At 60.8% G+C, this 20,712-nt stretch carries 21 protein-coding genes; 10 read left to right on the top strand and 11 right to left on the bottom strand.

From position 1 onward, the window contains the following. Positions 1-71: 71 nt before the first annotated feature. Positions 72-1,094: a ketol-acid reductoisomerase gene (gene ilvC / locus ACXYMO_RS05450; RefSeq protein WP_458877639.1), complete on the bottom strand. Its 1,023-nt coding sequence runs from the start codon at positions 1,092-1,094 to the stop codon at positions 72-74. 131 nt (positions 1,095-1,225) lie between these two features. Between ilvC and ACXYMO_RS05445 the strand changes: the two genes are divergently transcribed. Continuing rightward, positions 1,226-1,681, top strand: coding sequence for an Lrp/AsnC family transcriptional regulator (locus ACXYMO_RS05445; RefSeq protein ID WP_458877638.1), 456 nt, complete (start codon positions 1,226-1,228; stop codon positions 1,679-1,681). Beyond that, positions 1,678-2,136, top strand: a complete 459-nt coding sequence (locus tag ACXYMO_RS05440; RefSeq protein WP_458877636.1) for an Lrp/AsnC family transcriptional regulator — start codon at positions 1,678-1,680, stop codon at positions 2,134-2,136. Before ACXYMO_RS05445 ends, ACXYMO_RS05440 begins: the two co-directional genes overlap by 4 nt. On the opposite strand, the gene ACXYMO_RS05435 is transcribed toward ACXYMO_RS05440, so the two are convergent. Both ACXYMO_RS05435 and ACXYMO_RS05430 read right to left on the bottom strand, forming a co-directional pair. Beyond that, positions 2,057-3,280 (bottom strand): Hint domain-containing protein, encoded by a 1,224-nt coding sequence (locus ACXYMO_RS05435; RefSeq protein WP_458877635.1) that lies wholly within the window; start codon positions 3,278-3,280, stop codon positions 2,057-2,059. The genes ACXYMO_RS05440 and ACXYMO_RS05435 overlap by 80 nt on opposite strands. A gap of 432 nt (positions 3,281-3,712) precedes the next feature. Beyond that, positions 3,713-4,810 carry a Hint domain-containing protein gene (locus ACXYMO_RS05430; RefSeq protein ID WP_458877634.1) on the bottom strand — a complete coding sequence of 366 codons (1,098 nt, stop codon included), beginning with the start codon at positions 4,808-4,810 and terminating at the stop codon, positions 3,713-3,715. Between the two features lie 200 nt (positions 4,811-5,010). On the opposite strand from ACXYMO_RS05430, the gene ACXYMO_RS05425 reads away from it, so the two are divergent. Next, the gene (locus ACXYMO_RS05425) at positions 5,011-6,138 is read left to right on the top strand and encodes an aminotransferase class V-fold PLP-dependent enzyme (protein ID WP_458877633.1); all 1,128 of its coding nucleotides are present in this window, start codon (positions 5,011-5,013) and stop codon (positions 6,136-6,138) included. Positions 6,139-6,148: 10 nt separating this feature from the next. On the opposite strand, the gene ACXYMO_RS05420 is transcribed toward ACXYMO_RS05425, so the two are convergent. Then, a complete protein-coding gene (locus tag ACXYMO_RS05420; protein WP_458877632.1) occupies positions 6,149-7,345 on the bottom strand; it encodes a UbiH/UbiF family hydroxylase in 1,197 nt (398 codons plus the stop codon). 70 nt (positions 7,346-7,415) lie between these two features. Next, on the bottom strand, positions 7,416-8,060 hold the full coding sequence (locus ACXYMO_RS05415) for a pyrimidine 5'-nucleotidase (RefSeq protein ID WP_458877631.1): 645 nt from the start codon (positions 8,058-8,060) through the stop codon (positions 7,416-7,418). A gap of 102 nt (positions 8,061-8,162) precedes the next feature. Between ACXYMO_RS05415 and ACXYMO_RS05410 the strand changes: the two genes are divergently transcribed. Next, on the top strand, positions 8,163-8,816 hold the full coding sequence (locus ACXYMO_RS05410) for a GntR family transcriptional regulator (RefSeq protein WP_458877630.1): 654 nt from the start codon (positions 8,163-8,165) through the stop codon (positions 8,814-8,816). Here ACXYMO_RS05410 and ACXYMO_RS05405 read toward each other — a convergent pair whose 3' ends face one another. Continuing rightward, a complete protein-coding gene (locus ACXYMO_RS05405; RefSeq protein ID WP_458877629.1) occupies positions 8,817-10,706 on the bottom strand; it encodes a glycosyltransferase family 2 protein in 1,890 nt (629 codons plus the stop codon). A 98-nt stretch (positions 10,707-10,804) separates the two neighbouring features. Then, entirely contained in the window at positions 10,805-11,968 is a 1,164-nt protein-coding gene (carA, locus tag ACXYMO_RS05400; protein WP_458877628.1) for a glutamine-hydrolyzing carbamoyl-phosphate synthase small subunit, read from the bottom strand. Between the two features lie 188 nt (positions 11,969-12,156). Here carA and ACXYMO_RS05395 point away from each other — a divergent pair, with 188 nt between their 5' ends. Beyond that, positions 12,157-12,624: a GatB/YqeY domain-containing protein gene (locus ACXYMO_RS05395; RefSeq protein WP_458877627.1), complete on the top strand. Its 468-nt coding sequence runs from the start codon at positions 12,157-12,159 to the stop codon at positions 12,622-12,624. 17 nt (positions 12,625-12,641) lie between these two features. On the opposite strand, the gene ACXYMO_RS05390 is transcribed toward ACXYMO_RS05395, so the two are convergent. The 3 genes from ACXYMO_RS05390 to ctaD all read right to left on the bottom strand — a co-directional run bounded on the left by ACXYMO_RS05390 (position 12,642) and on the right by ctaD (position 15,437). Continuing rightward, positions 12,642-13,121, bottom strand: a complete 480-nt coding sequence (locus ACXYMO_RS05390) for a DUF2244 domain-containing protein (RefSeq protein WP_458877626.1) — start codon at positions 13,119-13,121, stop codon at positions 12,642-12,644. Between the two features lie 15 nt (positions 13,122-13,136). Next, entirely contained in the window at positions 13,137-13,688 is a 552-nt protein-coding gene (locus tag ACXYMO_RS05385) for a hypothetical protein (RefSeq protein WP_458877625.1), read from the bottom strand. Positions 13,689-13,763: 75 nt separating this feature from the next. Further along, positions 13,764-15,437 (bottom strand): cytochrome c oxidase subunit I, encoded by a 1,674-nt coding sequence (ctaD, locus tag ACXYMO_RS05380; protein WP_458877624.1) that lies wholly within the window; start codon positions 15,435-15,437, stop codon positions 13,764-13,766. A gap of 273 nt (positions 15,438-15,710) precedes the next feature. On the opposite strand from ctaD, the gene ACXYMO_RS05375 reads away from it, so the two are divergent. Together ACXYMO_RS05375 and ACXYMO_RS05370 are read left to right on the top strand one after the other, a co-directional pair. Beyond that, positions 15,711-16,127, top strand: a complete 417-nt coding sequence (locus tag ACXYMO_RS05375; protein WP_458877623.1) for an HIT family protein — start codon at positions 15,711-15,713, stop codon at positions 16,125-16,127. A 271-nt stretch (positions 16,128-16,398) separates the two neighbouring features. After that, entirely contained in the window at positions 16,399-16,743 is a 345-nt protein-coding gene (locus ACXYMO_RS05370) for a hypothetical protein (RefSeq protein ID WP_458877622.1), read from the top strand. Positions 16,744-16,761: 18 nt separating this feature from the next. Here ACXYMO_RS05370 and ACXYMO_RS05365 read toward each other — a convergent pair whose 3' ends face one another. Further along, the gene (locus ACXYMO_RS05365) at positions 16,762-17,190 is read right to left on the bottom strand and encodes a MerR family transcriptional regulator (RefSeq protein ID WP_458877621.1); all 429 of its coding nucleotides are present in this window, start codon (positions 17,188-17,190) and stop codon (positions 16,762-16,764) included. 73 nt (positions 17,191-17,263) lie between these two features. On the opposite strand from ACXYMO_RS05365, the gene ACXYMO_RS05360 reads away from it, so the two are divergent. The 3 genes from ACXYMO_RS05360 to ACXYMO_RS05350 all read left to right on the top strand — a co-directional run bounded on the left by ACXYMO_RS05360 (position 17,264) and on the right by ACXYMO_RS05350 (position 20,666). Next, positions 17,264-18,202, top strand: a complete 939-nt coding sequence (locus ACXYMO_RS05360) for a cation diffusion facilitator family transporter (protein ID WP_458877620.1) — start codon at positions 17,264-17,266, stop codon at positions 18,200-18,202. A gap of 199 nt (positions 18,203-18,401) precedes the next feature. Beyond that, entirely contained in the window at positions 18,402-20,183 is a 1,782-nt protein-coding gene (locus tag ACXYMO_RS05355) for a bifunctional helix-turn-helix transcriptional regulator/alpha/beta hydrolase (protein ID WP_458877619.1), read from the top strand. Positions 20,184-20,294: 111 nt separating this feature from the next. Further along, positions 20,295-20,666, top strand: a complete 372-nt coding sequence (locus ACXYMO_RS05350) for a hypothetical protein (protein ID WP_458877618.1) — start codon at positions 20,295-20,297, stop codon at positions 20,664-20,666. Positions 20,667-20,712: the final 46 nt, after the last annotated feature.

Raw genomic sequence — 20,712 nt, 5'->3', positions numbered from 1 at the left:
CGTGGGGCCGGGGTCAATCGCAATCGCTTCGATACAGGTCGTAGGGTGGCGATGCACCCCACTGCCCGCGATCAGTTCTTTTCTTTGTCGACCATCTTGCCGGCCGAGATCCACGGCATCATGCTGCGCAGCTTTTCACCGGTGGCTTCGATCTGGTGTTCGTCGTTGATGCGACGGGTCGCCTTGAACGACGGCTGGCCAACGGCGTTTTCCAGCATGAAGTCACGCACGAACTTGCCGGTCTGGATGTCGGTCAGAACTTCTTTCATCGCCTTCTTGGTCTGCTCATAGGGCAGGATCCGCGGGCCCGAAACATATTCGCCATACTCGGCGGTGTTCGAGATCGAGTAGTTCATGTTCGCGATGCCGCCTTCATAGATCAGGTCGACGATCAGCTTCACCTCGTGCAGACACTCGAAATAGGCCATTTCGGGCGCATAACCGGCCTCGACGAGGGTTTCAAAACCCATGCGGATCAGTTCGACCAGACCGCCACACAGAACCGCCTGTTCGCCGAACAGGTCGGTTTCGCATTCTTCGCGGAAGTTGGTTTCGATGATGCCCGAACGGCCACCACCGATGGCCGAGCAATAGGACAGGCCGATTTCCAGCGCTTTGCCGGTGGCGTCGTTGTTGACGGCCACGAGGCAGGGCACGCCGCCACCTTTGGTGTATTCGCCGCGCACGGTGTGACCGGGGCCCTTGGGCGCCATCATGATGACGTCGACGCCGGGCTTGGGCTCGATCAGGCCGAAATGCACGTTCAGGCCGTGGGCGAATGCAATGGCCGAGCCTTCGCGCAGGTTGTCGTGCACGTATTTCTTGTAGGTCTCAGCCTGAAGTTCGTCGGGCATGGTGAACATGATCACGTCGCACCAGGCGGCGGCTTCGGCGATGCCCATGACCTGCAGGCCTTCGGCTTCGCATTTCTTGGCCGAGGCCGAGCCTTCGCGCAGAGCGACGGCAACGTTCTTGGCGCCGCTGTCGCGCAGGTTCAGTGCGTGGGCGTGCCCTTGCGAGCCATAGCCCAGAATGGCAACCTTCTTGTCCTTGATCAGGTTGATGTCGCAATCGCGGTCATAATAAACGCGCATGATATTTCCTTTCTCGGTTTTCTCTGGGGTCGGTTTTAACGGTCCTGTCAGGGAATGGCATTGCAAGAAGTGCGATTATTTTGGTATTTGTGCTCATGCAATTCGCAATAGTAAGGGAATGTGCAAAAATCATGCTTGATGATGTGGATCGGCGCATTCTGCGCCACCTGCAGGCGGATCCGTCACTGCCCACGGCGGACCTTGCGGATCTGAGTGGCGTGACCACCGCGACCTGCTGGCGGCGGCTTGAAAAGATGCAGGCCAGCGGCGTCATCGTCGGGCAGGAGGCGGTCATTGACTGGGCCGCTTTCGGCTATGCGGTCGAAGTATCGCTGCGCTTTACGCTGGACAAGACCCAGCCGCGCGCTTTTGACGAATTCCTCGCCGCTGCGCGTGAGGTGCCCGAGGTTCTCGAAATCCAGACGTTTCTGGGCCGCGTCGACGTGCGCCTGTCGGTGATCGCGCGCGACATGCCCCACTACCAGCAGCTTTACCGCGACCGCATCCTGACCCTGCCACATATCGCCGATATCGAGGCCCTGATGCATATCGCGCGCGTCAAATCGAACGAGGCATTGCCGGTATGATCGCGCTGGATGATATCGACCGCGCCCTGTTGCGCGCACTGGCGCAGGACGTCACCCAAAGCGCCGGGGCGCTGGGGCGCAGGTTTGGCCTGTCACAGCCTGCGACGTGGCGGCGGATCAAACGTCTGGAAGAGGCCTGCATCATCACAGGACGGCGCCTGCGCCTGAACGCCGAGGCGCTTGGATTTGGCGTGACCGTGTTTCTGGGCGTCAAGCTGGCCCGTAAAGGTCAGGCGAGCCTGGCCGATTTCGAACGCGCGGTCAGCGCCATCCCCGAGGTGCAGACCGTCGAACATGTTCTGGGGCTGTATGATTATCGCCTGCGGGTCGTGGCGCGCGACCTGCCCGATTTCGAACGTGTCCTGCGCCGTAGGATCATGACCCTGCCGGGCGCGGGTGAGGTCGAGGCAAATGTCCTGTTGTCAGAGGAGCGACGCCCCGGCCCATTGGGTTAGCCAGCAACACCCGCGCTTCGGATGAATTCAGACAAATCCGGGCGCTTTGGTGCGGCTGCTCAATCAGGTCGGCAAGGTCGGGGAAGATGTCCAGCAATTCGCTGCGTGGTTCGGCCCAGTCGTCCTTGATGTTCTCGGCGCAGGGCATCAGGCTTTCGCTGGCGACATCATCCACCATCACGATCTGATGCTCATCGAACAGGACGTGCACGTATTCGACCCATCCCGCGGTCCGCAGGTGGATGGTACTATCGTTGATCATGTGTTTCGCCGCCACCAGAACCTCATGCTCGCCGTAGAGCAGTTCGGCCATAGGTCCGCAGAGCAGAATACGGTGGTTTTGCGAAACTTCGAAAATTGTCGGATTGCCGATTGCGCCCGCTTCGAACCGGACCGGGGCGTATTTGCCAAGTGCGGGCATCCTGCGCCGGCCGATCCAGCGTACCGGCTGATCGCCCTTGTCCAGCGTCTGCACCATGTCGCCAAAGCTGAGCGTTTCCACATTGCGAGGGCCGCGATCCGTCAGGATTTGCGATCCCGCCGTCCAGCAGACAGGCCCGCCGTTCAGGATTTCGACATAGTCGCCGACATAAAAGTTCGCGTTGCCTTCCTCGTTCGTGCCCGCGTCGATCACGGTGTCGTAATCAAGGTCGAAATCGCGCACCCGGTCGATGGTCACCGACCCTTCGCCGCCATAGGCCAGGTTGGTCCCCGGCGCGATGGTCAGCGTGTTGGACAGTGTTGGCCCGCCGTCCGAAGGCAACAGGACATTTGCGTTGAACCGGACATAGCTGTCGCCCAGCCCGGAAATGTCCGATTGCACCGTTGCCGTCTGGCCGGGGTTCTGGGGCTCGTAATTGTATTTGATCAGGCCGCTGGCGGTGCTGCCGCCGTTCACGTAATCCAGGTAGTCCTGATAGGTGTCAAAGACGGTGATGTCTGAAATCGCACTGCCGTTGACGATTTCGCCATCGGCACTGACATCGACCACTTCAATGACGACAATATCGTCCGCTTCGAAAATGGCCGCGCCGCCGGAAAACGTGACCTCGCCCAGACCATTCGACCCGCCTGTCGAGTTCGTGCCGATCGTCCCGCCTTCTACAACATCGGAACCTGTGACCGCAAAAGTTGCCGTTGCCATGGTTCGTTTCCTTCATAACTTGCGCGGCGTTCAGGCCGCTTTTCGTGGGGTCGATGACCCACGTGCGCGACAGGTGCCGGGTCAAACCTGTCCGAAGGGATTCGGATTGGCCTTTTGATATCCGAGAAAGAAACGTCGATCTGGTGGGGCTATCCGCCTGTACCTGATCCGATACTTTTGCGCTCACTTAGTCGGATCGCAGCAGATTTGGCGCAGAATGTTCAACCTGGCCCAAGTTGGGGTGCGGTAATTTGGCATCTAAAACAATGATTTGGCGCGTACGCCCGCCCGCGTGTTTGCGTTCAGAGGCATATCCAAAGGAAGTAGCGCCGCATCTGCAAAACGCAGCGCGCTGGCACGGGTGTCTGAATTTCTGGATTTGGTGGATGCGCACCGCGAATAATCGCACGTCTACCGAAAGTGTGGATCGCTTTATGCGGTGCGGCGCACCATTGCATAAGCTTCGTATTTCGACAGTTCCGGGCGGATCAGCTGGGCCGAGTAATCCGACAATTCCAGTTCGGGAAACAGCGCCGTGATCTCTTCGCGTTCCTCATCCGTGACGATGGCCAGCGACTGTTGGCCTGGATACAGGGTTTCGGAGGGGCAGGCTTCGGCAAAGACGATGTCGTGCTGATCGGTCATGAAATGAAAATACTCGATCTCGCGCATCGGCACGGGGCGGATGGTGGTGTCGTTGACCAGATGTTTGGCAGCCACCAGAACTTCATTCAGGCCGAACAGCAATTCGGCCTGCGCGCCGCGCACCAGCATCCGGTGGTTCGGAGAAACCAGCAGGTCGCGGACATTGTCCATCGCGCCGCGCTGAAAACAGATCGGAGCATGCTCGCCCGAGGCATCGATGCGCCGCGACCCGATCCAGCGCAGCGGCTGGGGTCCATTGTCCAGCGTGTTGACGATCGTGCCTTCCTTGAGCGATTCAACCGGGCGGGGCCCTGCCGGGGTCTCGATCAGGGTGCCGCGCGCGAAACAGACCACGGCCAGCAGGCTCACATCCGATGAAAACTGCCCGTCGCCGCCGACGTCGATGATACCATCGTTGTCCAGATCGATGTTCTGGAATTTGGCAACCTCAAGCGGCCCGTTGGTGTTTTCCAGAATGGTCAGAATGTCGATGCCGGCCGCGATGGTCATATCGCCCAGAACCGGTGCACCCGGATCGGTTGACGTCAGCGGGCTTGCGTCGATCTGCAGATAGGTGTCACCCATGAAATTGCGCCCGTCGGACACATCGACTTCGTCGCCCGGATCGGTCGTATAGGTGTAGAGAGGAATGTCATTGTAGTAATCCGAGGCGTTGTCATAGACGATCATCCCCGTGATTATACTGTCTTCGTTCAGCGATCCGTCAGGATCGGCGTTTTCGGCCAACAACACGATGATGTCGTTGCTTTCGAAAACGGCTTCGCCGTCATGGATCATCAACTCTCCGCCATTGCTGGCATTCGAGTTGGTTCGCGGATCCCCAATGATGGAGAACCCGTTCAACAGGATCGTTGTACTTGCCATTTTTTTTTACTGCCAGCGGTGGGTTTTCCCACCTGCTTTTTCTGCCTCAGTCTTCAGGCTACCCGTAAAAGTTGTGGCTGTTTAGTGTAAAATTTGTGTCTGATTCGCGGCATGGAACCCTGTTGCGAAAATGTCATTGTGCCGCTTTGCCAATTTCCCCGTGCCGGGGTAGCACTGTGGGATAGCCAATGGAGGAACTCATGCCTGCGCTACTGGATACGGTCGACCCGGATGGGTTGGAAGAATTCTCGGTCGTTTTCACCGACCGTTCACTGAACCACATGTCCGCAACCTTTCAGCAGGTGATGCGGGATATCTCTTCGATGCTGAAAGAGGTGTATAACGCCGATGGCGTCGCCCTGGTGCCCGGTGGTGGGACCTATGGGATGGAGGCGGTCGCGCGCCAGTTCGCCCGGGGCGCCCGGGTGCTGGTCGTGCGCAATGGCTGGTTTTCCTTCCGGTGGAGTCAGATCATCGAAACCGGTGGTCTGACCGGGGATGTCCATGTGATGAAGGCCCGCCAGACCGGCAATTCCAGCCCGGCGCCTTTCGCGCCCGCGCCGATTGCCGATGTGGTGGCCGCGATCCGCGATCACAAACCCGAAATCGTCTTTGCACCGCATGTGGAAACCTCGGCCGGGGTCATCCTGCCGGATGACTACATCACCGAAATGGCCGCCGCCGCGCACGAGGTCGGCGCGCTGATGGTGCTGGACTGTATCGCTTCGGGCTGTGTCTGGGTCGATATGAAGGCCACGGGTGTCGATGTTCTGATCAGCGCCCCGCAAAAAGGATGGAGCGCGTCACCCTCTGCCGGCCTTGTGATGATGTCCGACCGGGCGTTGAAGCGGCTTGAGGAAACCACATCCGACAGCTTTGCCATCGACCTGAAAAAATGGCGCGACATCATGGCGGCCTATGAAAATGGCGGCCACGCCTATCACGCGACGATGCCTACTGATGCCTTGCGCGATTTCCGCGATACCATGCTGGAAACTCGCAAATACGGGTTTGACCGGTTGCGTACCGCGCAATGGCAACTGGGCGACGGTGTGCGCGCAATGCTGCGCGAAAAGGGCATTGTTTCGGTTGCGGCCGACGGGTTCGGCGCGCCGGGTGTCGTGGTCAGCTATACCATCGACGCCGACATTCAGACCGGCAAACGCTTTGCCGCCAAAGGCATGCAGATCGCGGCCGGCGTGCCGCTGCAATGCGACGAGCCCGAGGATTTCCGCACCTTCCGCATCGGTCTGTTCGGTTTGGACAAGCTTTATGATGTGCCGGGGACGCTTGAACGTCTGAAACGGGTGGTCGATACCGTCCTGTAACGGGGCCGTATCAGCGCACGCCCAGACCCATCTGCATCAGCGTATGGCGCACCGGCGCCAGCGCATAAAGCGCATTCAGCCCCGCCGCCCGCGCATCGCGCAGCGGCTGGGCCTCTGCCATCGAGGTGCGGTTCAAAAGGTCGATGCCCTGCACCCGCATCCGAATGTCCGATATCCGCGCCTTGTGATAGGCATCCAGCATCTGCGCATCGCCCAATCCCTCGGGGCGGGCGATGGCCAGATCCAGCAGACATCGCAAATCGCCCAGCGACATGTTCAGCCCCTGCGCCCCGATGGGGGGCACCACATGTGCGGCCTCGGCCATCAGGGCCAGTCGCTGACCCGAAAGCCGGTCGGCGTGCTGGCTGATGATCGGCCAGAGCGTCCGGCGCGAGGCAAGGCGAAGCGGACCCAACACGCCGCAGGACCGTTCATTCATCGCTGCCTCTAAGGCATCGGTCTCCATCGCGGCCAGCTCTGTGGCGCGGGGTCCGCGTTCCATCCAGACCACGGCGGACGAGGGCTGACCGTCGAAATCGGGCAGGGGGACAAGGGTAAAGGGTCCACCACTGCGGTGGATTTCGGTCGAAACATTCTGATGCGCGATCGGGTGGGTCACGGCAAAGGCCAGCGCCTTTTGGCCGTACCGTTTGGTGGTGACGCCGATCCCGGCGGCTTCGCGCATGGGCGAATTGCGCCCGTCGGCGGCAATCACCAGGCGCGTGCGCACCCGGCTGCCATCGCTGAGCCCCACGCGCGCCTCACCCAGGCGGGTGAACAGGCTGGTTGTGGCCGTGCCGGGGCGGAAATCGACATTCGGCAACTCGCCCAGCCGCGCCACCATTTCGCGGCGCAACAGCCAGTTGGGCAGGTTCCAGCCAAAGGGCTGTTCGGAGATGTCGGCGGCATTGAATTCGCGCACGACGCGCGACTCTGGCTCAACCCCGCCAGCATCGACGATGCGCATGATCTGCAAGGGGGCTGCATGCCCGGCCAGCCGATCCCAAAGCCCACAGGTTTCCAGCAACCCGCGCGCCGGTTGCAGAAACGCGGTAGTACGCAGGTCCGATCCTTCGGCCTCACGCTCGGTCACGGGCGGGGCGGGATCGACACAGATCACGTCAAACCCGGCATCGCCAAACACCGCCGCGGCGCTGAGGCCCGCAATGCCGCCGCCGGAAATCAGAATGTCACAGGTGTCGGCCATGTCTCAGCTCTCCGTCACCCTGCAACCTAGGGCGCGTGCACCCCTTTGGCCAAGCGACATGCTGTCCGCCCTAAAGCAGTTGTTTCAGGAAATCCGCCAGATCGTCGGTGTGGTGGTGGATATGGTCGGCCTCGTGCGGGTCAGGGGCGACGTGCACGGTGCGCATGCCCATATCATGCGGCGCGGCCAGGTTGCGCGGATCGTCCTCGAACATCGCGGCCCGGGTCGGCGCGACCCCGTCCAGCGCAAAAATGGTCTCGAATGCCGCGCGTTCGGGTTTGGGACGGAACCCGGCGTGTTCGACGCCATAAACCGCATCGAACAGGCCCGATAAGCCGCGCGCGGCCAGCACCCGTTCCGCATAGGGTGCGGTGCCGTTGGTATAGACGATCCGCCGCCCCGGCAGATCGCCGATATGCGCGGCCAGATCGGGATCCTGTTCCAGATGGTCCAGCGAAATATCATGCACGTCGGTCAGATAGGGGGCAGGGTCCACGTCATGTACCCGCATCAGCCCGGCCAGCGTTGTGCCATAGGTGGCCCAGTATTCCTTGCGCAGGCGGTTGGCCTCGTCCAGGCCGACCCCCAGCGCGTCCATCACGTATTGCGTCATGCGCACCTCGATCTGATCGAAAAGGCGCGCGTGCGGCGGATAAAGGGTGTTGTCCAGATCGAACACCCAGGCGTCCACATGATGAAATGCATCTTTGACCATGCCATTGGTCTAGGGCACGGGACCGGGCATTTCAACGGCAGGGTTGATCGCAGTCCGTCCCGCCCTGTAGACAGGGCAGAACGCACGCATTCCGGATTGCCGATGTCAAATACCAAACCCGCCCAGACCGACGCCTATTCCCTGATCCTCGAAGCGATCGACATGGGCGAATACAAACCCGGCGACCGGCTGGTGGAAAGCGATCTGGCCGACCGGTTCGGCGTGTCGCGCACCCCCATCCGCGAGGCGCTTCAACGGCTGGAAACCCAGTCGCTTCTGGCGCGGGATGGCCGCTCGCTCATCGTGGCGTCGCTGGATCACAACCAGATGGCCGAGCTTTACGTGGTGCGGCGTGAATTGGAGGGGCTGGCCGCGCGCCTTGCCGCGCGCCATGCCAATGAAGAGGAAATCACCGTTCTGCGTGAAATGGTGAAAGCGGATGACACGCTGGTCAACGACCCGGCCGCGTTGGCGCGGGCCAACCGGCGGTTTCACAAGCAAATACACTTGGCCTCGCATAATCGGTACCTGGTGCAGCAACTGGATCTCGTACACCGAACCATGGCGCTCATGGCGACCACGTCGCTGGCTGCGCAGGGGCGCGGAGAAATTGCACAGGGCGAACACAAGGCCATCGTCGATGCCATTGCGGCCCGCGATGAGGACGGCGCCGAAAAGGCGCTGCAGGATCATATTTCGGTCGCCTTCATGACCCGTCTGAAACAGGACGCCAACCAGCGCGAACATAACGCCTGATCAGGGGGTGGCGGGGTCTGCCGGGCTGTGGTGCCCATGCTGGGTCTTGTCCCAGTAGAACGGTTTGACCACAAGTTCATAGAGCGCCTTATAGGCCGCCAGCGTGCCCAGCGGAAAATAGAGCGGCAGGGTCAGGACCCACGGGATCAGGAACCGCCGTTCGGGGCGTGACACGGCCAGCGCGCCCACGACCATCGACAATGCCTCGGTCAGCACGAACAGGGCACCAATCCCCAGAACGACGGGTACCGGCACCAGTGTTTGCACCGGATGGGGCAACCCCGACAGGATCAGCCAGAAGGACCATAAAACCGGGGCCAGCAAGAACTGGCTGAGCGTGCCGATGAAAAACGCCTGAAAGCTGAGGAACCGCCACAGACCCAGATCGCGCAGCAAGGCGCGCGGGCGGCGCATGTGCACCAGATAGGTCACCATGAACCCCTTGAGCCAGCGCGAGCGTTGCTTGACCCAGGGCCACAGGCGGCAATTTGCCTCTTCGTGGGTGACGGTGTTGATCATCTCTGTCCGGTACCCGGCGCGGCACAGCCGCATGCCCAGATCGGCATCTTCGGTCACGTTATGGGCATCCCACCCGCCCAGTTCGTCAAGCTTGTCACGTTTGAAAAACAGGGTCGTGCCGCCTAGCGGCACCACCAGCCCCAACTTGGCAATGCCCGGCAGGATCACCCGGAACCAACTGGAATATTCGATGGTGAAACAGCGCGCGATCCAATTGCTGCGCGGGTTGTAGTAATCAAGAATGCCCTGCAGGCAGACCACATCCTTGTCGACATGGGCAAAGCGTTCGACCACGCGTTCGATTTGATCGGGGGCCGGGGCATCCTCGGCATCCCAGACGCCGATGATTTCCCCTGCGCAGAAATCCAGCGCATAGTTCATCGCGCGCGGTTTGGTGGTCAGGTCGCCATGGGCAGGCACCTCGATCACCCGCATCCATGGGGGCAATTGGGTGGCCGCCAGGGTGTCGCGTGTCAGCGTGTCATGTTCCTCAAGCACAAGGATCACATCCAGCAGGGCCTTGGGGTAAGTCAGCCGCCCCAGCCGAGTTACCAGCGCATTGGCGATTTCCTTTTCGCGGAACAGCGGCACCAGAACCGACACCTTTGGCAATCTGCGATCCTGTTCCCCGGGCGCGAATGGTGCCTGCGGGGCGGTGAGCAGACGGTTGTTGGCCACACTGGAGGCAAAGGCCGTCAATCGCAGCACTGCAAACATCGACAGCGTGACAATCGCCACCAGGCTCAGCACACCAAAGGCGACCACCGGGGCCGCCAGCAGGGCGACAAGACAGACCAGCAGCAACATCGGCAGGACAAGGGGCGGCGCGGATTGCCACGACCGGCAGCTGAACTCCAGCGGGACCCGGTTGCCTGCCCCGCGGGCCAAGGGCTCTGCGTATTGTTGGGCAAGGACCGCCATGATCTGCTCTTCGGGGGCCAGAACCGGAGTGACGGTCGCGAACCGGTCGTGCAGGTGTGTGGCCACCTCGGCGAACCGGTCTGGCCGGGCGGTGGCGACCAGAATGGTGTCGCCGACGCGCCGCCACGGCACCACCCGATGTGTCAGCCAGATGTCATGGGGCAGGCGGGCCGACAGGGCAGGGTCGGGCGGCGTGTTAATCAGATCGGCGCGCTCAATTGCGTGCTGTGTGGCCAGCGTGTCCAGAATGATGTCGCGGTCGGCCCAGCCTTCGGCCATCAGGATTTCGCCCAGTGGCGCGCCCAGGCGCATTTGAAGGTGCAGCGCCCGGACCAGTTGATCGGGCGTGATGGCGCCGCGTTCCACCAGCATGCGGCCCAGAGGCCGGTGCCGGGGTAGGGCAGGGGCATCCCGGTGCGGTTCAACCAGCCGGAGCGATTGCAATTCCATTTCGCCTTCCAACACAATAACTTGCGTCAGACTTGCGCCGCTATGGTTAAGACAAGGTTAACCGTGACAGACCACGCCCCGGGGCGTGGCACATCTGCTCAGGCCGGGGTTCTGGCCGCCATCGCATCGGCGAACCGTTCGAACAGGTAGAAACTGTCCTGCGGGCCGGGGCTGGCCTCGGGGTGGTGCTGGACCGAATAGACCGGGCGATCGGCCATGCGGATTCCGCAGTTCGATCCGTCAAACAGCGACCGGTGGGTTTCAACCACACCGTCCGGCAGGGATTGTGCATCCACGGCAAACCCGTGGTTCATCGAGGTGATTTCAACCTTGCCGGTTTCCAGGTCCTTGACCGGATGGTTGGCGCCATGGTGACCGTGGTTCATCTTGACCGTCTTGGCCCCCAGCGCCAGCGCCAGGATCTGGTGCCCGAGGCAGATGCCGAACACCGGGATGTCCGTCTGCTCCAGGACTTTTTGAATCATGGGGACCGCATAGACCCCTGTCGCCGCCGGATCGCCGGGGCCGTTGGACAGGAACACGCCATCGGGCTTGTGGGCCAGCACCTCTTCGGCGGTGGCGGTAGCGGGCAGAACGGTCACGTCGCAGCCCGCGCTGGCAAGGCAGCGCAGGATGTTGCGCTTGGCGCCGTAATCCACGGCGACGACCTTGTGCTTGGGGTTGGTCTGGGTGGTATAGCCCTGCGGCCAGGCCCACCGCATTTCATTCCAGTGGTAGGATTGCGCGCAGGTCACGTCCTTGGCCAAGTCCATACCCTCAAGCCCGGCAAAATCACGCGCTGCCGCGACAAGGGCCGCTACATCGAAATTGCCCTCGGGGTCATGGGCCAGCGCCACATGCGGCGCGCCCTGCTGGCGGATCGCGCGGGTCAGGCGCCGGGTATCGACACCGCCAATGGCAATCCGGCCGCGCCGGGTCAGCCATTCCTTGAGCGACTCGGCGCTGCGCCAGTTGCTGGGCGTGGTCGGGTCCCATTTGACGACCATACCCTCGGCCACCGGATCTCCGGTTTCATCGTCATCCGGGTTCACGCCCACATTGCCCACATGGGGAAAGGTAAAGGTCACGATCTGCCCGGCATAGGACGGGTCTGTCATGATCTCCTGATATCCGGTCATGGCGGTGTTGAAACACAGTTCGGCCACGGTCTGACCCGTGGCGCCAAAGCCGGTGCCGTAAAACAATGTTCCGTCCGCCAGGGCCAGACATGCGGTGGGCTTGGGCTGGGCTGCGGCGGGCATGGCGCGACTCTCCTGTGGGGCAAATTCACTGGTTTCTAAGAGCGCAGACAGGCGGGGTCAAGGCCACAGAAGAGCCGCTGTCCGCGTCCCGGAATTCCCGTGCAGATGCCGCGCCGGTAACGGTTGTGCCGGGCATTTTCATTGGGTATTGTCGGGGACTGGACGATCCATGGGGATGGAACGAAGAAATGGATATGCGCGCACGGGTCAATGCGGCCCTGAAACAGGCAATGCGGGACAAGGCGACAACGCGTTTGTCGACTCTGCGCCTGATCAATGCAGCGATCAAGGATCAGGACATTGCCGCACGGGGCGATGGCGGTGAAGACACCGGCGTCAGCGACGCACAGGTCCTTGCCATCCTTGGGAAAATGACCAAACAGCGCCAGGAAAGCGCCCGTGCCTATGAAGAGGGCGGGCGCCTTGATCTGGCCGAACGCGAACGCGAAGAAATCGGTGTGATCGAGGAATTCCTGCCGCGTCAGCTGGACGACGACGAAATCGCCGAAGCCGTGCGCGTCGCGGTCGAAACGACCGGCGCCGACTCGATCCGCGACATGGGCAAGGTCATGGCCGCGCTCAAAAGCAAATACACCGGTCAGATGGATTTCGGCAAAGTCGGCCCGATGGTCAAGAATCAGCTCTGCTCGGGCTGACGACTGGTCCGGGGCGATCAGCGCCGCAGATTGCGGAGCAGGTCATTGTAAAGTTCGATCCGCTCGTCCTCGGACAGAAATGCCCCGATCTCAACCTCGCGCCCGCCACCGCGCAGCGTGACATAGTGGGGCACGGGGCCGTCCTTGTCATGCATCTCGGGCGTGGCCCAGTACCGGTTGCAATCCCATTCCTGCGTGCCGCCCTTGGGGTTGTGACGGACCAGATGCGCGTGTTCCTCGGTCAACGTCAGAACCTCAAGGATTTGTGCATTGCGCCGGTTGCGTGACAGCGCAAACCACATGCCGGCCACCGCCAGCATCAGGAACGGCAAAAGCCCCCACAAAAGAACCGTCCCCAAAAGCGGGAACAACGGCAGCACGATCAGAGCAAAGGTGACACCGATAAAGGCCACGAACCCCTTGGGCGGCAGCGACTGGTGCGGCCAGAGGGTCAGCGTTTGATCGGGGTCGGAACTCGGGGACCATTCGTAAGGCATAGCGTAAATATAAGATCAGTTTTTCAGATTGAAACGGCGCAACAGCGACAAGACCAGCAGCGCGACAAAAACGATCATGCTGAGGTATATAAGCACAAGGGAAAAGGCGCTGATCTTTTCATATTGCGCGAGCTTTCCGGCAAATTCGGTGAACCGGTGCAGTGCCTCTCCACGTCGCATCAAGGTGTAGACACCAAGCTGCGGAATGACCGCCGCCACATAGAATCCCCAAAACACCGCCTGTGTCATACGCGGGTAATACAACGCCCCCCGTTTCTGCAGGGCCAGAACGATCAGGCCCAGACAAAAAAGACCGATGTCCATGCTGGTCGAGAAATACCCCTGTGACAGAACATAGCGCGTGGTGTGAAACCCGCCCGCGCCATCCGCCTGGGACAGCATGATCGAGCGATGGCCCATCCGGGCGCCCGGCACCAGAGTGATCAGGTTGACCAGAAACAAGGCCGCTGCCCCGCTCCAGTAAAGCAGGTGTACACGCCCGGCAAACAACTGAGCCGCAAGCGGCAGGCCGATCAGGACAATCAGGGACAGGGCAACGATAGTCATGTCTTTTCCGGTTCCAAAAACAAAGGGCCCCGACATCTGTCGGAGCCCTCTGCCTGTTTCGTTCAGCTCCCGCGCTTAGTGCGCGTGGCCCTTGTCCCATTCTTCCTGCTTGGGCAGGATTTCGAACGTGTGCTCGGGCGGCGGAGAGGGCAGGGTCCACTCCAGCGTGTCGGCATACTCGTTCCACGGGTTGTTCTCGGTGACGCGCGCGCCCTTACGCAGGGTGTAGAACATCACGCCAAAGAAGAACACGAAGGACGCAAAGGACAGGAACGCGCCCCAGCTCGACCACTGGTTCCAGTAGGCGAATGCCTCGGGATAGTCGATGTAACGGCGCGGCATGCCCTGACGACCCAGGAAGTGCTGCGGGAAGAAGGTCAGGTTCGCACCGATGAACATTGTCCAGAAGTGCAGCTTGCCTGCCCACTCGGGGTACATGCGGCCGCTCATCTTGGGCAGGTAGAAATAGATACCTGCAAAGATCGCGAACACGGCACCCAGGCTCATCACATAGTGGAAGTGCGCAACCACATAGTAGGTGTCGTGATAGTACCGGTCCACGGCAGCCTGGCTGAGAACGATCCCGGTCACACCGCCAACGGTGAACAGGAACAGGAAGCCAAAGGCCCACAGCATCGGGGTCTTGAGTTCGATCGACCCGCCCCACATGGTGGCAATCCAGCTGAACACTTTCACGCCTGTAGGCACCGCGATAACCATCGTGGCCAGCATAAAGTAAGCCTGCTGGTTCAGCGTCATGCCGACCGTGTACATATGGTGCGCCCACACGACAAAGCCCAGAGCACCAATCGCGATGATGGCCCAGACCATCGGCAGGTAGCCGAACACCGGTTTGCGGCTGAAGGTGGCGATCACGTGGCTGATGATACCAAAACCGGGCAGGATGATGATGTACACTTCCGGGTGGCCAAAGAACCACAGGATGTGCTGGTACAGGACCGGGTCACCGCCACCGGCAGGATCAAAGAAGGTAAAGCCAAAGTTGCGGTCCATCAGCAGCATGGTGATCGCGCCCGCCAGAACCGGCAGCGACAGCAGAATCAGCCATGCGGTGACAAAGATCGACCACGAGAACAGCGGTACCTTGAACAGGGTCATGCCCGGGGCACGCATGTTCAAGAAGGTGGTGATCATGTTGATCGCGCCTAGGATCGAAGAAGCACCCGAAACGTGGACCGCGAAAATCGCCAGATCCATCGACATGCCGCCTTCGTTGACCGACAGCGGCGGGTAGAGAACCCAGCCCACACCGGAGCCCAGCTGGCCATTGCCACCGGGCGACAGCACGGAACATACCGCCAGCGTGGTGCCGGCAACATACATCCAGAACGACAGGTTGTTCATCCGCGGGAACGCCATGTCCGGCGCGCCGATCTGCAACGGCATGAAATAGTTGCCAAATCCGCCAAAGAGGGCCGGAATAACCACGAAGAACATCATCAGGATGCCGTGGCCGGTGATCAGAACGTTCCAAAGGTGCCCGTTGGGCGTACATTCTGCCGCAGAATCGGCGAACATGCGCGCGCCTTCCAGGCACATGTACTGAACGCCTGGTTCCATCAGCTCAAGCCGCATGTAAACCGTAAACGCGACCGAGATCAGGCCGACAAAGGCCGAAACGATCAAATACAGAATACCGATGTCTTTATGGTTGGTGGACATGAACCAGCGGGTGAAGAAACCGCGCTGGTTCTCATGCTCGTGACCATGAATGGCTGCGTCTGCCATTTGGTGCCTCCTGCTAAACTGTGAACGCACAAAGGGAGCCCCGATGCACGTGTATCCATTCAGGTTTTAGAATGACAACGGGGGTGCTTCAATGGTGGATGTTGATCTGGATCAAGATAAATTGCCGCGCCCCCCTAAAAGTCTCATGCCTTATGCCAGCCGAAATTGCCGGATTCTGCCGTGCACCGGATAAATTGCGCAACCCCGGCGCTTGACCATATGAGTGCCGCGCCGCACAACAAAGCGACGGCATAACCAAAGGACCACAGGGCAATGCAATACGATTCCGACAATATCTTTGCCAAAATCCTGCGCGGCGAAATCCCCTCGACCCGGGTATACGAGGATGATGACACGCTGGTATTCATGGACATCATGCCCCGCGCCGATGGTCATTGCCTTGTGATTCCGAAAACCCCTTGCCGCAATGTGCTGGACGCCAGCCCCGACCAATTGGCCGCCGTGATGAAAACGGTGCAGAAGATGGGGCATGCCGTGATCAAGGGGCTGGGCGCGGATGGCGTGACCATCCAGCAGTTCAACGAGGCCGCGGGCGGGCAAGAGGTATTCCATCTGCATTTCCACGTTCTGCCCCGGCACGAAGGTGTCCGCCTGCGCCCGCCGGGCAACATGGGCGATATGGACCAGATTGCGGCTATCGCTGGGAAAATCCGCGCCGCGCTGGACTGACCTTAGGAAAACGCACGGGCATCGCTGTTCTGGCCGTACTGGTGCTGGCGGCGTTGATCTTTGTCACCATGTTCATCTGCGTGACGCCGGTGAAATGGCCCTATTACACACCTCGCATGGCCGGGCCGAGGTTGTCGATAACGCGCCCCGTTTCCTGCCGCGTCAGGGCATGGCGCTCTATGCGAAATTCCCATTGGCCGAGGGCGCCTAAGTTCGCATTCACACCAATTGCTATCCGCTCGAACGCAGCGGCGTACAGCCCTGCGGCGTCGTGCTGCGCTTTTTCAATCCCTATGACGCCGAGATCGCCTTTGCCGATGATCCGGTTTCGATCACGGGGCTCGAGGGCGAGGACCTGATCAACCTTGCCTTCTACCGCGAATATCAGGAAAAATTCGTTAAATATCAGGGGTTTGGGTCCCGGGTGGATGGCGACAGGATGACCTTGCGATACGCGCGGATCAATACGCTGTCTCTCAAACCCATCGCCTTGCCGGCGACATTCACGGTCAACTTGCCCGCGCTTGTGATCAATGACACCACCGTTCCGGTGCCGCCGGTCGGTTTTCACCGCACCGACGATCTGACCTGTCTCGGGATGTTCATCAACTTCTAGACCGCCGCCCACACCGGCCTAATGTGCGCCGCTGCAATCGTCGTGGTCGGAAAATGCGTGCAGCACGGCGCAGATATGGGCGGATTGTCCATGAGCGTGGTGCCCGTCGCAGGCGTTGGTGATCCGGTCCAGTTCCGCCTCAAGGCGCTGCAGCCGCGCAATGCGGGCGCGCAGCCCGTCGCGCTGGCGGCGCGCGATCTCATGCGCCTGATTGAGCTTTTCCCCGCTCGCCCCGTCCAGCGAAATCAGCGCCGCCACATCGGTCAGGGGTAACCCCAGATCGCGGGCGTGGCGGATGAACGCCAACCGGTCCAGCGCCGCCTGGTCGTATCGGCGCTGATTGCCGGCACTTCGCTCGGGCAGGGGCATCAGGCCCTTGTCCTCGTAAAACCGTATGGTGGGGATCTTGACGCCCGTCCGCCGCGACAGTTGGCCAATTGAAAACATGGCGCATTTTCCTCTTGAACCTCTAGCGACTAGAGGGATTACATAAACCCGGTCGCTCAGCAAGGAGGGCCCAATGCCCCACGATCACGCCCACCATCATCACCACCACATAGACCCCGCAACGGGGGATGCCCGCGTCGCCTGGGCGGTGGCGGTCAACATGGGGCTGACCCTGGCGCAGATCATTGGCGGCATCCTGTCGGGGTCACTGGCGCTGATCGCGGATGCGTTGCACAACTTTTCCGACGCTGTGGCGTTGATCATCGCCTTTTTCGCGCGCCGCATATCGCGCCGCCCCTCCAGCGCCACGATGAGCTTTGGTTATGCGCGGGCCGAGGTGGTTGCCGCATTGATCAACTATACCACGCTGATCGTGCTGGCCTTGTATCTAATCTACGAAGGCATCCTGCGCGCCCTTGACCCGCAACCCATCGACGGCTGGCTGGTGGTCTGGGTGGCGGTCATCGCGCTCTCGGTCGATCTGGCGACTGCCGCGCTGACCTATTCCATGTCCAAGGACAGCATGAACATCCGCGCCGCGTTCCTGCATAATCTGGCCGACGCCATGGGCTCGGTCGCGGTGATCGTCGCGGGGACGCTGGTCATTCTGAAAGGGTGGACCTGGGTCGATCCGTTGGTCACGCTGATGATCGCCGCCTATATCCTGTGGCACGTCTGGGTCGAAATCGGCGGCGTGATACGGGTGCTCATGCTGGCCAGCCCGCCGGGCATCGACCCTGAAACCGTCGCCAGCGCGATCAGCGACATGTCCGGTGTCCTGGACGTGCATCATCTGCACCTGTGGCAGATGCATGAACATGTGCCGGCGCTGGATGCGCATCTGGCCATCGAAACCGGAGAATGGAGCGAAGCCGACCGGATCAAGGATGCGGTCAAGGACATGCTGTGTGACCGCTTCGGCATCTGGCATTCAACGCTCGAACTGGAATGTGCGCTACACATGTGCAAGGCGCCATCCCGTTTCGGGCATCGCGACCGCCCGATCACATGAAAAAAGCCGCTTCGGTGTGACCCGAAGCGGCGGTCTTTGTGAAAAAATTTGGCCGGGGGTAAACCCGACCCTTAAATAGATTTATAAAACTCGTCACTCACGAAAGGAACGATGGGGTCACACTACGGATTGATCATGAAGGCTACATGACCCATATGGGTCAAAATTTTAATTGTTGGTAAAAATGCCGCTTTAAACAGTGAACACAATATGGCGTTGGGAGCGGACCATCAGGGACAGTCTCAAAATATTCGATCCGGACGCGGATACGCGCGATCGCGTGATCGCCGCGATTTATGAAACGGTCATCCGTCCTGAACTCTATGATGCATTCATGGATGCCTGGGACGATCATATTCAGGCCGTTCTGACAGCCCAGAACATCGATACCATCGACGGGACAGGGGATGGCGACAACCTGCGCATTGATCCCGAACTCAAGGCGCATTTCACCCGCGCCTATCAGATCCTCGAACAAATCGGCCGCAAGACCCCGCAATCCAGCATCATGGATCAAATTAGCGCCGCGTCCGGCTTTGCGCTCTTGATCGATGCCGCCGGTCAGGTGGTCGCGGCAAGCACTGCCGCCAGCAACGTTTTGAAAGGCGCGCTGCACCTTGACGGGCTGCGCGAACAACTGACCGCCAATTCCGCCGACCTGCTCGACACGTTGCTGGGCGAGGTTCAGCTTGGCAAGGACACAGCCGCCCCGGTCGTTCTGTCGACCGGGATCGTGCCTCGCCACCTGATGGCGCGCGTGACCCCGGTGACGACACCCGCGGGCGCAACCCGCCCCATGGTGATGGTGGAAGCGCTTGAATACCGTTGGAGCGATCAGGCCGAACGGATGCTGGTCAATTCCTTTGCCCTGTCACGCGCCGAAGTCGATATCGTGCGCAACCTGCTGGCCGGGCACAGCCTGCGTGAAATCGCGGCTCAATCGGGCCGGTCCGAACACACGGTGCGCAACCAGGCCAAGGCGGTTCTGGCCAAGACGGGCGCGCCGGGGCAGGTCGATCTGATCCGGCTGGTGGTGTTCCTGATCAATCAGGAGGGCAGCACCCGCCCGGTCAACGAGGAAAACGCCGCCCTGCGGGACGAGATCATGCGCATGTCCACCGGGCTGGACATGCAGGTCATCCACATGGGGCCCGAAAACGGATATCCGGTGCTGTTCCTGCATGGGATGCTGGATGGCACCGCGCCGCTGCATTTCTTTCAATCCGAATTCAAGCGCCGCAAGCTGCGCGTGATCGCGCCGGTGCGGCCGGGCTTTGGCCGTTCGCAGCCGGTGGCGCGTGCCGATCAGGCGCTGGACTTCTTTACCGACCACCTGATCGAATTGATCGAGAAGACCGGCGTGAAACGCCCGGTCATCTTCGGCCATCTTGGCGGGGCACTCTTCGGGCACATCCTGACCTGCCGCCTGGGCAAACGGGTTGCGGGCATGGTCGGCGATTGCGGCGTTTCCCCGATCGTGCGGCTCAGCCAACTGGCCCGGATGGCCCCGCGCCAGCGGGTCGTGGCCTATACCGCCCGGTTCGCGCCAGCCTTGCTGCCCACGGTGCTGCGCGCCGGTATTGCCCAGATCGACAGCAAGGAAGTGCATGATTTCACCGAGGCTCTGTTCAAGTCCGGCTCGCAGGAGCATCAGGTGATGACCCGTCTGGATCTGGCCGAATTGTTCGCAACCGGACTGTCCTTTTCCATCGAACAGGGTCACATCGGCTTTGCCACCGACAGCCATTATGTCGTGCGCGACTGGAGCCGCGAAATCGACCGGCTGGACACCCGTGTGATCTATGTCGCCGGGGCGCATGATCCGGTCAACAACGTGGCAGATGCTGTTGCCGCGATGAAAAACCGCCCCAATGTCGAGGTCCGCGTGATCGAGGACGCAGGCCAGTTGCTGTTCTTTGAACGCCCCGATCTTGTTTTCGATGCCATCCGCGAAGTGATCGACACAGCGGCCCGGGCCTGAGCGGGTCCGGCGGTCCCGGCAGCTGCGTCCTTGTCAGACGGGTAAATCGGGTACACGATTGCCCATTGGTTCTGCTCTTTGAACCAATGCCCATTATTTCAGGAGTTTTTCATGACCTTATCTGTTGCCCGCCTCTTGGCGCTGGCGTCCTGTGTCAGCCTGTCGGCCTGTGACACGCCGACCAGCGGCGATGGCAAATCACGCACACTCGTCGTGCAGAATTTGGGCGAAACGCCTGTCATCGGGTTTTATGCCGCACCAGCCTCAGCGGGCGCATCCCGGGTGGACCTGATGCCCGGCGCCGGTTTTATCGCTCCGGGCGCGGCCAGGGCCTTTAATCTGGATGACGGCAACGGGACATGCATATTCAACCTGCGGGCCAGTTTTGCCAGCGGCGTCGACACTGAGATGCGCAATGGCAATATTTGCGAGGCGATTGCCAACGGGCAGGCGTGGCTTGTCAGCGATCAGCCAAAATCCTGATCTGCGCCCCTAGGGATCAAGAGACATGATCCGGGGACAACTGGTG

Source organism: Arenibacterium sp. CAU 1754, assembly GCF_054482635.1.
This window is presented reverse-complemented; position numbering and strand designations above follow the sequence as displayed.

Excerpts from the sequence above, each read along its gene's own strand:
- ilvC (WP_458877639.1), bottom strand. The coding sequence starts at position 1,094 with ATGCGCGTTTATTATGACCGCGATTGCGACATCAACCTGATCAAGGAC.
- ACXYMO_RS05445 (WP_458877638.1), top strand. The coding sequence starts at position 1,226 with ATGCTTGATGATGTGGATCGGCGCATTCTGCGCCACCTGCAGGCGGAT.
- ACXYMO_RS05440 (WP_458877636.1), top strand. The coding sequence starts at position 1,678 with ATGATCGCGCTGGATGATATCGACCGCGCCCTGTTGCGCGCACTGGCG.
- ACXYMO_RS05435 (WP_458877635.1), bottom strand. The coding sequence starts at position 3,280 with ATGGCAACGGCAACTTTTGCGGTCACAGGTTCCGATGTTGTAGAAGGC.
- ACXYMO_RS05430 (WP_458877634.1), bottom strand. The coding sequence starts at position 4,810 with ATGGCAAGTACAACGATCCTGTTGAACGGGTTCTCCATCATTGGGGAT.
- ACXYMO_RS05425 (WP_458877633.1), top strand. The coding sequence starts at position 5,011 with ATGCCTGCGCTACTGGATACGGTCGACCCGGATGGGTTGGAAGAATTC.
- ACXYMO_RS05420 (WP_458877632.1), bottom strand. The coding sequence starts at position 7,345 with ATGGCCGACACCTGTGACATTCTGATTTCCGGCGGCGGCATTGCGGGC.
- ACXYMO_RS05415 (WP_458877631.1), bottom strand. The coding sequence starts at position 8,060 with ATGGTCAAAGATGCATTTCATCATGTGGACGCCTGGGTGTTCGATCTG.
- ACXYMO_RS05410 (WP_458877630.1), top strand. The coding sequence starts at position 8,163 with ATGTCAAATACCAAACCCGCCCAGACCGACGCCTATTCCCTGATCCTC.
- ACXYMO_RS05405 (WP_458877629.1), bottom strand. The coding sequence starts at position 10,706 with ATGGAATTGCAATCGCTCCGGCTGGTTGAACCGCACCGGGATGCCCCT.
- carA (WP_458877628.1), bottom strand. The coding sequence starts at position 11,968 with ATGCCCGCCGCAGCCCAGCCCAAGCCCACCGCATGTCTGGCCCTGGCG.
- ACXYMO_RS05395 (WP_458877627.1), top strand. The coding sequence starts at position 12,157 with ATGGATATGCGCGCACGGGTCAATGCGGCCCTGAAACAGGCAATGCGG.
- ACXYMO_RS05390 (WP_458877626.1), bottom strand. The coding sequence starts at position 13,121 with ATGCCTTACGAATGGTCCCCGAGTTCCGACCCCGATCAAACGCTGACC.
- ACXYMO_RS05385 (WP_458877625.1), bottom strand. The coding sequence starts at position 13,688 with ATGACTATCGTTGCCCTGTCCCTGATTGTCCTGATCGGCCTGCCGCTT.
- ctaD (WP_458877624.1), bottom strand. The coding sequence starts at position 15,437 with ATGGCAGACGCAGCCATTCATGGTCACGAGCATGAGAACCAGCGCGGT.
- ACXYMO_RS05375 (WP_458877623.1), top strand. The coding sequence starts at position 15,711 with ATGCAATACGATTCCGACAATATCTTTGCCAAAATCCTGCGCGGCGAA.
- ACXYMO_RS05365 (WP_458877621.1), bottom strand. The coding sequence starts at position 17,190 with ATGTTTTCAATTGGCCAACTGTCGCGGCGGACGGGCGTCAAGATCCCC.
- ACXYMO_RS05360 (WP_458877620.1), top strand. The coding sequence starts at position 17,264 with ATGCCCCACGATCACGCCCACCATCATCACCACCACATAGACCCCGCA.
- ACXYMO_RS05350 (WP_458877618.1), top strand. The coding sequence starts at position 20,295 with ATGACCTTATCTGTTGCCCGCCTCTTGGCGCTGGCGTCCTGTGTCAGC.